The organism is Cellulosimicrobium composti (assembly GCF_010287905.1).
In the GTDB taxonomy this organism is placed as follows: Bacteria; Actinomycetota; Actinomycetes; order Actinomycetales; family Cellulomonadaceae; genus Cellulosimicrobium; species Cellulosimicrobium composti.
Window position 1 is genome coordinate 1 of record NZ_JAAFAN010000095.1, and the last position, 9579, is coordinate 9579.

Consider the following 9579-nt stretch of genomic DNA (forward strand, 5'->3'; position numbering starts at 1 on the left):
CCCTCCGCCCAAACCCGCTCTCGCCCCCCCTCGGCGCTGCCGCCCCCCCCCCGGGGGGTTTCCGGCCCGGGCGCGGCCCGCCCTTGGCGGGAGGGGCCCCTCCGGCGTTGAGCGGGCCCGTCGAGCGGGCCCGCGGTCAGCGCGTCTCGACGATCGTCGTCGTCGAGACCATGACCGTGAGCTGCGTGTGGATGCGCTCGCGCAGACCGGCCGGCGCCTTCTCGTGGCACGAGCGGCGCACGAGCTGCTTGACGAGCTCCTCGATGCTCAGCTCGGCCAGGCACGGCGAGCAGTGCGCGACGTGCGCGCGCATGCGCAGCTCGTCGTCCGGCGTCATCTCGGAGTCGAGGTACTCGTACAGGTGCGTGAGGGCGTGCTCGCACTCCGACTCGCCCGCGGTGGAGTGCGGGATCGGCGTCACCGGCTCCTCCGCCTGGCCCCGTGCGGCCATCCTGCTCTCTGACGTGCTCACGACTCACCTCCGGGGCCCTTGGCCCCCACCAGTCCTCGCCTCGCGGCGTAGTCGGCCAACAGCTCGCGCAGCTGACGCCTGCCTCGGTGCAGGCGGGACATGACCGTGCCGATCGGTGTCCCCATGATCTCCGCGATCTCCTTGTAGGGGAAGCCCTCGACGTCCGCGTAGTACACGACCATGCGTCGGTCCTCGGGCAGCTCCTGCAGGGCGCGCTTCACGTCCGAGTCCGGCAGGCGGTCGAGCGCCTCCGCCTCGGCGGAGCGCAGGCCCTGCGACGTGTGCGACGCGGCGCGCGCGATCTGCCAGTCCTCGACGTCGTCCGTCTGCGCCTGCTGCGGCTCGCGCTGCTTCTTGCGGTACGTGTTGATGAACGTGTTCGTGAGGATCCGGTACAGCCACGCCTTGAGGTTCGTGCCCGGGCGGTACTGGTGGAACGCCGCGAACGCCTTCGCGAACGTCTCCTGCACCAGGTCCTCGGCGTCCGACGGGTTGCGCGTCATCCGCAGCGCCGCCGAGTACAGCTGGTCGAGGTACTGCAGGGCGTCCTGCTCGAACCGCGCGGCGCGCGCGGCGTCGCTCTCGGCCTGCGGCGCGCGGTTGGTGTCCTCGGTGTCCGTCGCGTCGACGGGCACGTCCGTGCCCTCGACGGGCGTCGTTCCCGACGTCGTCGCAGGGCTGCCGGAGACGTCGCTGCCGGAGATTCGCTCTGTCATCAACAACGAGCCTAGTCCCCCGTTCGTCTGGGTGTTCGCTGGCGTGAGCACGGCCATGTCGTCCGTGCGGCCCGGCGCCGACCACGCGGCGGCGAACCCGGCGTCCCCGAGGGACGCCCGCGGGGTCGACGGCACGGCCCGTGCGGCGGGTGCGGAGGAGTCGAGCAGGACGGTCACGAGTGGTGCAACCGCTCCAGCCGCGCGCGCATTCCCGGCCCGCGGACCCGGATGCGCACCCCCGGGCGGCCCGCGGGTGGCGCCGTCCCGGCGGGCGCGGCAGGCTGGGACCGACCGGAGGCGCCCCCACGGGCCGCCGGAGGACCGCCTGCGATGAGGAGAGAACCGATGCTGCTGCGCCACGTCGCGAGGCCCATGCTGGCCTCGTGGTTCGTCTACGACGGGCTCCAGGCCGCGCTCAGGCCCGCCGAGCACGTGCGAGCCGCGCGCTCGGGCGTCGAGCTCGTCGAGAAGAGCGCCGGCATCGAGGCGCCGCTCAGCGAGAAGCAGGTCGCGACGCTCGTCCGCGCGCACGGCGCCGCCACGGCCCTCGCGGGGCTGTTCCTCGCGGTGGGCAAGGCGCCGCGCACCGCCGCACTCACCCTCGCCGCCCTCACCGTGCCCGTCGCGGTCGTCAACCAGCCGTTCACCTCGGGCGGTGCGGCGCGCACCGAGCGGACGCGGAAGTTCGTGGCGAACGTCGGCGCGATCGGCGCGGCGCTCATCGCCGGCGCCGACTACGAGGGTCGTCCGGGCGTGCAGTGGCGCCTCGAGCGCGCGCGCCACGACCTCGCGCTCGCGCGGCAGGCGAAGCAGGAGGCCGCCGCGGCGGGCGTCAAGGGCGCCGCCGCACGGGGCAAGGGCGCCGCCCACGAGATCTCCGGGTCCGCGCGCCGGGCCGCCAAGGCCGCGCGGGAGGCCGCCGAGCACGCCGCGAGCAGCGCGTCGAGCGCCGTGCACGACGCCGGCGCGGCCGTCCGCGCGAAGGTCGCCTGACGCGGTCGCGACGCGTCCGCCCGGCGGGACCGCCCGTCGTCGGGCCGGGCCGCTCCACTAGCCTGGACGTCATGACGACGCCGCCCCCCGCGCCTCCCGCCACCGAGTCCTCCGCCCCTGCCGACGAGGGCTGGGCCGCGCCCACGGCGCACGGGCCGCTGGACGCGACGGTCGAGGTCCCGGGGTCGAAGTCGCTGACGAACCGGCTGCTGGTCCTCGCCGCGCTCGCCGACGGCCCCGGCACGCTGCGCGGTGCTCTGCGCAGCCGCGACGCCGACCTCATGATCGCGGGCCTGCGCGCGTTGGGCGTCGAGGTCGTCGAGGGGTCGACGCCGAGCGAGCTGCACGTGACGCCCGGCCCCCTGCGCGGGCCGGTCGACGTGGACTGCGGCCTGGCCGGGACGGTCATGCGCTTCCTCCCGCCCGTCGCCGCGCTCGCCGACGGCACGGTGCGCTTCGACGGCGACGAGGGTGCGCGCGTGCGCCCCATGGGGCCGGTCCTCGCGGCGCTCGCCGCGCTCGACGTGCCCGTCGAGGCGCCCGACGGGCGGCTCCCCACGACGCTGCCCTTCACGATCCGGGGCCGCGGGCACGTGCGCGGCGGGTCGGTCGACGTCGACGCGTCCGCGTCGAGCCAGTTCGTCTCCGGTCTGCTGCTCGCGGCCGCACGCTACGACCAGGGCCTCACGGTGCGGCACGTCGGTCGCACGCTGCCGAGCATGCCCCACATCGAGATGACGGTGGAGGTGCTGCGGGAGGTCGGGGTCGTCGTCGACGACTCGCGCCCCGCGATCTGGCGCGTCGAGCCCGGGCCGGTCGCGGCGCGCGACGTCCAGGTCGAGCCCGACCTGTCCAACGCCGCGCCGTTCCTCGCGGCCGCGCTCGTCGCGGGCGGCACGGTGCGCGTCACCGGCTGGCCCGCGGCCACGACCCAGCCGGGCGCGATGGTGCCCGAGCTGCTCGAGTCCATGGGGGCGACGGCGTCGCTCGACGGCGACGTGCTGTCCGTGACGGGCACGGGCGAGGTGCGCGGCGTCGACGTCGACCTGCACGCCGCCGGCGAGCTCGCGCCGACGATCGCCGCCCTCGCCGCGCTCGCCGACTCCCCCAGCCGCCTGCGCGGCATCGCGCACCTGCGCGGGCACGAGACCGACCGCCTGGCCGCGCTCGCCACGGAGATCACGCGCCTCGGCGGGCAGGCGGAGGAGACGCGCGACGGGCTCGTCATCACCCCGCGCCCGCTCCACGGCGCGCTGTTCCGCACGTACCACGACCACCGCATGGCGACGTCGGCGGCCGTGATCGGGCTCCGCGTGCCCGGCGTGGGCGTCGAGAACGTCGGGACGACCGCCAAGACGCTGCCCGGGTTCGCGGGGATGTGGGAGCGCATGCTCGCCGGCTCGGGGGCGGCGACCCGCTGATGGCGCGCCGCGTCCCCGACGAGTCCGACTTCCGCTCGCGACCCGGCAAGCGGGGCAGCCGACCGCGCACGAAGCAGCGCCCCGAGCACGCGGACGCGGTCACGGGGTTCGTCACGGGCGTCGACCGCGGGCGGTACACGCTGCTCGTCGGCGACGACGACGGCGCGGAGGAACGCACGGTCCTCGCGATGAAGGCGCGCGAGCTCGGCCGCACGCGCATCGTGTGCGGCGACCGCGTGGACCTCGTCGGCGACGTGAGCGGCGACGACGGGTCGCTCGCCCGCATCGTGCGGATCCAGGACCGGTCGTCGGTGCTGCGCCGCACCGCGGACGACACCGACCCCTACGAGCGGGTGATCGTCGCCAACGCCGACCAGCTCGTCGTCGTCACCGCGCTCGCCGAGCCCGAGCCGCGCACGCGCATGATCGACCGGTGCGTCGTCGCCGCGTACGACGCCGGGATGGACGTCCTGCTGTGCCTCACCAAGGCGGACCTCGCCGACCCGGGCCCGCTGCGCGCGCTGTACGAGCCGCTCGGCGTCTCGGTCGTCGTGACGCGGCGCGTGCCCGACGGCCTCGCGCCGGACGGCTGGGCGATCGAGCCGCTCGACGCCGTCCGCGACGCGCTCGCCGGACGCACGTCGGTGTTCGTCGGGCACTCGGGCGTCGGCAAGTCCACGCTCGTCAACGCGCTCGTGCCCGACGCCCGGCGCGCGACCGGCGTCGTCAACGACGTCACGGGCCGGGGCCGGCACACGTCGACGTCGGCCGTCGCGCTGCGCCTGCCCGGCGGCGGCTGGGTCATCGACACGCCCGGCGTGCGGTCGTTCGGGCTCGCGCACGTGCAGGTCGACCACCTGCTCAAGGCGTTCGAGGACCTCGACGCCGTCGCGGCGGACTGCCCGCGCGGGTGCACGCACCTCGACGACGCGCCGGACTGCGCGCTCGACGAGTGGGTCGAGGCGTCGCCCGACGACGCGACGCGCGCGGCGCGCGCCGCGCGGCTCGAGTCGTTCCGGCGGGTCCTCGCGTCACGCACCGGCGCCGCCTGAGGCCCGGTCCGCGCGGCGGCTCCTCCGACCAGCGCGGGCACCGCTACGGTGTGAGCCATGACGCCCCCCTCGACGCGCGGCTACGACGACGACCTGCGCCTCGCCCACGTGATCGCCGACCAGGTCGACGCGCACACCCTGTCCCGCTTCAAGGCCCTCGACCTGCGCGTCGAGTCCAAGCCGGACTCGACCCCGGTGAGCGACGCCGACCGCACCGCCGAGGAGATCATCCGCGCCCAGCTCGCCCGCGCGCGCGGGCGCGACGCGATCGTCGGCGAGGAGTACGGCGAGACGGGTCACGGGTCGCGCCGCTGGATCGTCGACCCGATCGACGGGACGAAGAACTTCGTGCGCGGCGTGCCCGTGTGGGCGACGCTCATCGCGCTCGCCGACGGCGACGAGGTCGTCGTCGGGCTCGTGTCCGCGCCGGCGCTGGGCCGCCGCTGGTGGGCGTCGAAGGGCACCGGCGCCTGGACGGGCAAGTCGCTCGCGGCGGCCACGCGCCTGCAGGTCTCGGGCGTCTCGTCGTGGTCCGACGCCTCCTTCTCCTACGCGTCGCTCGACGGGTGGGAGGAGCGCGGCAGGCTCGAGCCGTTCCTCGACCTCCTGCGCGGGGCGTGGCGCACGCGCGGGTACGGGGACTTCTGGTCGTACATGCTCGTCGCCGAGGGCGCCGTCGACGCGGCCGCCGAGCCCGAGCTCGAGCTCTACGACATGGCCGCGCTCGTGCCGATCGTCACCGAGGCGGGCGGCCGCTTCACGTCGCTCGACGGCGCCGACGGCCCGTGGGGCGGCAACGCCGTCGCGACGAACGGTCTCCTGCACGACGAGGTGCTCGACCGCCTCGGCTGACGGCCCCTGCCGCCGAGCATGTGCTGGTGGCCCGTCGCGACGTCGGGACGGGCCACCAGCACATGCTCGACGGCGGGGGGTTCGGTTCGAGGGACGTTCCCGGCGTCAGCCGCGGGGCACGTCCTTGAGCTCCGACCAGTCGTACCAGAGCAGGTCGCGCTCGCCCACGCGCTCGATCGCGGCGTCGAGCGCGGCGTCCGCCTCGGGTCCGTCGCCGTCGGCCGCGGCGAGCACGGCCTCCACGTCCGGCACCGCCTCGGGCTCGTCGACGTGCACGCACACGATCGCGACGTCGGGCACGGTGCGCAGCACCTCGACCGCGCTCGGCGCGGGCGCGTCCTCGTCGTCGTCCGCGCCCCCGACCACCTGGACCGTGCCGTCGGGCACCTCGACCGTGACGACGAGACGCTGGCGCGGTGCGTCCGGGCGCGACGCGACGAGCGCGAGCGAGTCGTCCGCCGCCTCGAGCGCCGCCGCGTACTCCAGGCCCTCCTCGTCCTCGTCGGGCAGCGCGCGCGTGAGCGCGGCCGTGACGGCGTGGGCGCCGCGCGGGGCGACGGTCCAGCGGGCGGCGTCGGCGGTCACGGTCACGGCGTCGAGCTCGTCGAGCGTCGCGGGGAGGTAGATGCGCATGGGTTCAGTGTGCCGTCTCGAGCACGGGACCGGGCACCGCACCACGCCCGGACGGCGCGACGGCCCGCACGTGCGCCGCGAGGTGCGCGACCGCGCGTCGCGCCGGGCTCGACGGCGCCGTCTCCGCGAGGGTGCGCCCCTCGCGCAGGGACTGGTCGAGCGCCGCGTCCTCGGGCACGAGGTGCAGGTCCTCGACGCCCGCGTACCGGGCCATCGCGTCGCGCACGGCACGCTCGGGCCCGGCGCCGACGACGCTCGCCCGCACCCGGTTCACGACGACGGCCCGCGCCGCGCCGACGGCCGTCCCCGACTCCGCGAGCTCGTCGAGCGCGCGCACCAGCCGCTGGAGGCCGACCGGGTCACCGGACCCGACGACGACCACGACGTCCGCGGCGGCGAGCGCGCTCAGCGTCGCGTCGTTGCGCTGCGGTGCACGCGTGTCGTACGTGAGCATCTCGTCGCGCTCGATCGCGAACCCGGTGTCGACGACCGTCCAGTCCGCGACCGACCGTGCGGTCTCCCACACGGCGTCGAGCGACGACCCGGGCAGCTCGGGCCAGCGCGCCGCGCGCGTCAGGCCGGTGAGCACGCGCAGGCCGGGCAGGACCGCGGGTGCGAGCGCGGCGAGGCGTGCGGCGTCGAGCGTGGCCTGAGCCGCGCCGCGCGCCGCCGCGGCGAGGCCGGGTGACTCGTCGAGCAGCCCGAGGCGCTGGGCGACCGTCCCGCCGTACGTGTCCGCGTCAACGAGCAGCACCTGCCCGGCGGGCGAGGCGGCACCGGGTCCGGGCGTGCGCCGTCGTCGTCGGGCGCGACGGGCGCGCGGCTCCGGCGCCGTGCCGGTGAGCTCGGCCGCGAGGTTCGTGGCGAGCGTCGTGCGACCGGGCGCCCCGGTCGGGCCCCACACCGCGACGACGATCCCCTGCCGGGCCGGCTCCTCGGGGCCGCCGCCGTGCTCCGGCGCCTGCCCGGGCGCACCGGGACGGGCCTCGGGGTCGGTGGACGGCACGACGGCGCGGACCGCGTCGCGCAGCGCGTCGCCCGGGAGGTCGAGGTCCACCACGGCGTCGACCCCGTGGGCGCGCAGCCGGCCCTCCTCCCACGTGCCGTCGGCCGCGAGCGCGACGACCCGGACGCCGTGCGCGTGCAGGTCCGCGACGACGCCCCGGTCGAGACCCGGCAGGTCGTCGGAGACGACCGCGACGCGCCCGGCGCCCGCCGCGGCCGCGGCGAGCAGCTCGACGACGTCCGCGCACCGCCGCGTGACCTGCAGACCGGGGGCGCCGAGCGTCGTGACGACGTCGGCCTCCCGCGCGCCGCGCACGGCGCACAGGACCGTGGTCGTGGTCGTCGCGCCGCTCACCCCGCGCTCCCGACCGGCACGAGCGCGATCGTCCCGTCGCCCGCGACCGCCGCGAGGACGCCGGGCAGGTCGTCGGCCCCGACGAGCAGGTGGACCGTCACCGGTCCCCCGACGACGAGCGTCCCGCTCCCCTCGTCGACCTCCGCGACGGTCACGCCGCTCACGAGCAGCTGCGGTTCCGCGGTCTCGGCGACGGGGTCGCCGCCGGGTGCGGCGCCGGCCTCCGCGGGGACGTGCCACACGTCCACCGCCGCGCCGGCCACGATGCGGTCGGAGAGGCCGGTCGACACGGGCACCGCGACGGCACGCACCGCGAGGTCCGCGGCCGCGCCGAGAGCGGCCGCCGGCACGAGCTCGCCCGGGGCGACCGTCCGCAGGACGACCGCCTCGTCCGGCAGCCCGTCCTCCACGAGGACGTAGCGGTCCGTCTGCGCGCCGAGGCGGACCTCGACCGTCCGCAGGTCCGCCGCGGTCACCGGGGTGCCCGGGGTCAGCGCCGTGCCGGCCGCGTAGACGTCGACGGTCCGGGCCGCGCTGCTCACGGCCCACGAGCCCAGCGCGACCGAGAGGGCGACCACGACGACCCCGACGAGGAGCCGCGGGTCCCTCCAGCCCGGCCGTCGCAGGCGGGCGGCGGGCGCAGGCTCGGGCACGGCGCGCACGGGTCGTTCCACGGTCGTCGTCATCGGTATCCCCCTCGGTGGTCCGGCACGTCAGTCGTGCCGAGGCTTCATGATCCCCGGTCCGCGGCGCGCGCGGCGGGGGCTGTGGACGAGCACCGCGGACCGGCTCGCGCGTGCCAGACTGACGCCATGGCCCAGCGGTTCCTCACCCTCGCCGACGTCACGGAGGAGCTCAACATCTCCGCGGCGCAGGCGTACGCACTCGTCCGGTCGGGCGAGCTCCCCGCGATCCAGGTGGGCGGTCGCGGGCAGTGGCGCGTCGAGGTCAGCGAGCTCGAGGCGTACATCCAGCGCATGTACGCCCAGACGCGCCAGCGGATCGAGGCCGGCGACTTCGACGGCTGACCGCACGGCGACCGGCTGCGCCGACCGCGCGTCGTCCCGCGCCCCCCGTGGCTCCCCCTGCCGCGTCCTCACCGCTCGACGTACCCCGTCCGGGACTCGCTGACGCACAGGACGGCGGACCACGGTACGACCCGCGCCCCGTGGGCCGCTCCCGGCGCCACCTCCACGTCGAGGTGGTCCTTGCCGACGCGCGCGACCCAGCCGGCGACGGTGCCCGACGGCGTCCGGACCTGGACGGGCCGCCGGTCGCGCATGAGCGCGCGCAACGCGTGCCCGAGCCCGAGGCGCGCGGACCGTGCCGACGGCGCCGGCTGCGCGTGGCGGTCGAGCCCCGCGACCGCGGTGATCGCGCTCGTCGGCACGAGGTGCTGGCGCCGCCGCTCGTCGACGAGCACCCACTCCTCGGCCGCGTCGCGCAGCACGCCGGTCACCGCGGAGCCGTCGAGCAGCTCGAGCGTGACGGATCCCGCCGTGCCCCGCAGCCGCTCGACGAGCGCGATCGTGGCGTGCTCGGCGCGGGTGAGGTCCGCGACGGCCGCAGCCCTGTCCTCGGACTGCGCCGCGACGAGCTGCGCCGCGAGGTCGTCGAAGAGGGCGTCCCATCGCACGCGCACACCGTAGCGGTCCTCGCGGACGGGATCGTCCCGTCTGTCCACATCACGAGAAGACCCTCGACACCGGCACCAGCGCCCGCTTAGATCGATCCGTCGATGTCAAACGACATCAAACGACATCAAATGTCGCCACGGCGACGGGCAGGGGGATCGATGGGACGTCGTGCAACGAGACGCGGGCAGGGCGGAGGGCTCACGGTGCTCGTCGCGCTCGTCGTCGTCATGGGCGGCGCGGCGGCAGGGCTGACCCTGCGCGCCGTGCACGTCGCGGGCGGCCTGCCCGGCGTGCGTGCCGAGCCCTACCTCGAGCTCGTCGCCGTCGCGGTCGGCGGGCTCGCCGCGGCGTGGGTCGCCGCGAGCGCGGACCTCGGGCTCGGCTGCGTCGTCGCCCGCGCGGCGGGCCGGTCGTGGGCGGTCGGCGAGCGCCTGGTCCTGCGC

Annotated in this window: 12 protein-coding genes; 6 read left to right on the forward strand and 6 right to left on the reverse strand. The window is 76.6% G+C overall.

Features of this window, described 5'->3' with window-relative positions; genetic code table 11:
• Positions 1-136 precede the first annotated feature (136 nt).
• Together rsrA and GYH36_RS18005 are read right to left on the reverse strand one after the other, a co-directional pair.
• The gene (gene rsrA / locus GYH36_RS18000) at positions 137-472 is read right to left on the reverse strand and encodes a mycothiol system anti-sigma-R factor (protein ID WP_231492779.1); all 336 of its coding nucleotides are present in this window, start codon (positions 470-472) and stop codon (positions 137-139) included.
• A complete protein-coding gene (locus GYH36_RS18005; RefSeq protein ID WP_203232023.1) occupies positions 469-1245 on the reverse strand; it encodes a sigma-70 family RNA polymerase sigma factor in 777 nt (258 codons plus the stop codon). The genes rsrA and GYH36_RS18005 overlap by 4 nt, the downstream gene beginning before the upstream one ends.
• Before the next feature lie 288 nt (positions 1246-1533).
• Here GYH36_RS18005 and GYH36_RS18010 point away from each other — a divergent pair, with 288 nt between their 5' ends.
• The 4 genes from GYH36_RS18010 to hisN all read left to right on the forward strand — a co-directional run bounded on the left by GYH36_RS18010 (position 1534) and on the right by hisN (position 5506).
• On the forward strand, positions 1534-2181 hold the full coding sequence (locus GYH36_RS18010) for a DoxX family membrane protein (protein WP_162290556.1): 648 nt from the start codon (positions 1534-1536) through the stop codon (positions 2179-2181).
• Positions 2182-2252: 71 nt separating this feature from the next.
• On the forward strand, positions 2253-3602 hold the full coding sequence (gene aroA / locus GYH36_RS18015) for a 3-phosphoshikimate 1-carboxyvinyltransferase (protein WP_115942975.1): 1350 nt from the start codon (positions 2253-2255) through the stop codon (positions 3600-3602).
• Positions 3602-4654, forward strand: coding sequence for a ribosome small subunit-dependent GTPase A (rsgA, locus tag GYH36_RS18020; RefSeq protein WP_024839333.1), 1053 nt, complete (start codon positions 3602-3604; stop codon positions 4652-4654). Before aroA ends, rsgA begins: the two co-directional genes overlap by 1 nt.
• Before the next feature lie 57 nt (positions 4655-4711).
• The gene (gene hisN / locus GYH36_RS18025) at positions 4712-5506 is read left to right on the forward strand and encodes a histidinol-phosphatase (RefSeq protein ID WP_024839334.1); all 795 of its coding nucleotides are present in this window, start codon (positions 4712-4714) and stop codon (positions 5504-5506) included.
• A 105-nt stretch (positions 5507-5611) separates the two neighbouring features.
• Here the strand turns inward: hisN and GYH36_RS18030 are convergent, their stop codons facing one another.
• The 3 genes from GYH36_RS18030 to GYH36_RS18040 are packed head-to-tail and all read right to left on the reverse strand — an operon-like array spanning position 5612 to position 8185.
• Positions 5612-6139, reverse strand: coding sequence for a DUF6912 family protein (locus GYH36_RS18030; protein ID WP_155099593.1), 528 nt, complete (start codon positions 6137-6139; stop codon positions 5612-5614).
• Between the two features lie 4 nt (positions 6140-6143).
• Positions 6144-7499 carry a CpaE/TadZ family protein gene (locus tag GYH36_RS18035; protein WP_162290557.1) on the reverse strand — a complete coding sequence of 452 codons (1356 nt, stop codon included), beginning with the start codon at positions 7497-7499 and terminating at the stop codon, positions 6144-6146.
• Positions 7496-8185, reverse strand: coding sequence for a CpaB family protein (locus GYH36_RS18040; protein WP_024839337.1), 690 nt, complete (start codon positions 8183-8185; stop codon positions 7496-7498). The genes GYH36_RS18035 and GYH36_RS18040 overlap by 4 nt, the downstream gene beginning before the upstream one ends.
• A 126-nt stretch (positions 8186-8311) precedes the next feature.
• On the opposite strand from GYH36_RS18040, the gene GYH36_RS18045 reads away from it, so the two are divergent.
• On the forward strand, positions 8312-8527 hold the full coding sequence (locus GYH36_RS18045) for a helix-turn-helix domain-containing protein (RefSeq protein ID WP_024839338.1): 216 nt from the start codon (positions 8312-8314) through the stop codon (positions 8525-8527).
• A 68-nt stretch (positions 8528-8595) separates the two neighbouring features.
• Here the strand turns inward: GYH36_RS18045 and GYH36_RS18050 are convergent, their stop codons facing one another.
• Positions 8596-9135, reverse strand: a complete 540-nt coding sequence (locus GYH36_RS18050; RefSeq protein ID WP_024839339.1) for a hypothetical protein — start codon at positions 9133-9135, stop codon at positions 8596-8598.
• A gap of 159 nt (positions 9136-9294) precedes the next feature.
• Between GYH36_RS18050 and GYH36_RS18055 the strand changes: the two genes are divergently transcribed.
• Positions 9295-9579, forward strand: a 285-nt coding sequence (locus tag GYH36_RS18055) for a hypothetical protein (RefSeq protein ID WP_162290558.1), incomplete at its 3' end; no start/stop codon positions are given.

Coding starts and splice junctions, on each gene's coding strand:
- GYH36_RS18005 (WP_203232023.1), bottom strand. CDS start 1,245: ATGGCCGTGCTCACGCCAGCGAACACCCAGACGAACGGGGGACTAGGC.
- GYH36_RS18010 (WP_162290556.1), top strand. CDS start 1,534: ATGCTGCTGCGCCACGTCGCGAGGCCCATGCTGGCCTCGTGGTTCGTC.
- aroA (WP_115942975.1), top strand. CDS start 2,253: ATGACGACGCCGCCCCCCGCGCCTCCCGCCACCGAGTCCTCCGCCCCT.
- rsgA (WP_024839333.1), top strand. CDS start 3,602: ATGGCGCGCCGCGTCCCCGACGAGTCCGACTTCCGCTCGCGACCCGGC.
- hisN (WP_024839334.1), top strand. CDS start 4,712: ATGACGCCCCCCTCGACGCGCGGCTACGACGACGACCTGCGCCTCGCC.
- GYH36_RS18030 (WP_155099593.1), bottom strand. CDS start 6,139: ATGCGCATCTACCTCCCCGCGACGCTCGACGAGCTCGACGCCGTGACC.
- GYH36_RS18040 (WP_024839337.1), bottom strand. CDS start 8,185: ATGACGACGACCGTGGAACGACCCGTGCGCGCCGTGCCCGAGCCTGCG.
- GYH36_RS18045 (WP_024839338.1), top strand. CDS start 8,312: ATGGCCCAGCGGTTCCTCACCCTCGCCGACGTCACGGAGGAGCTCAAC.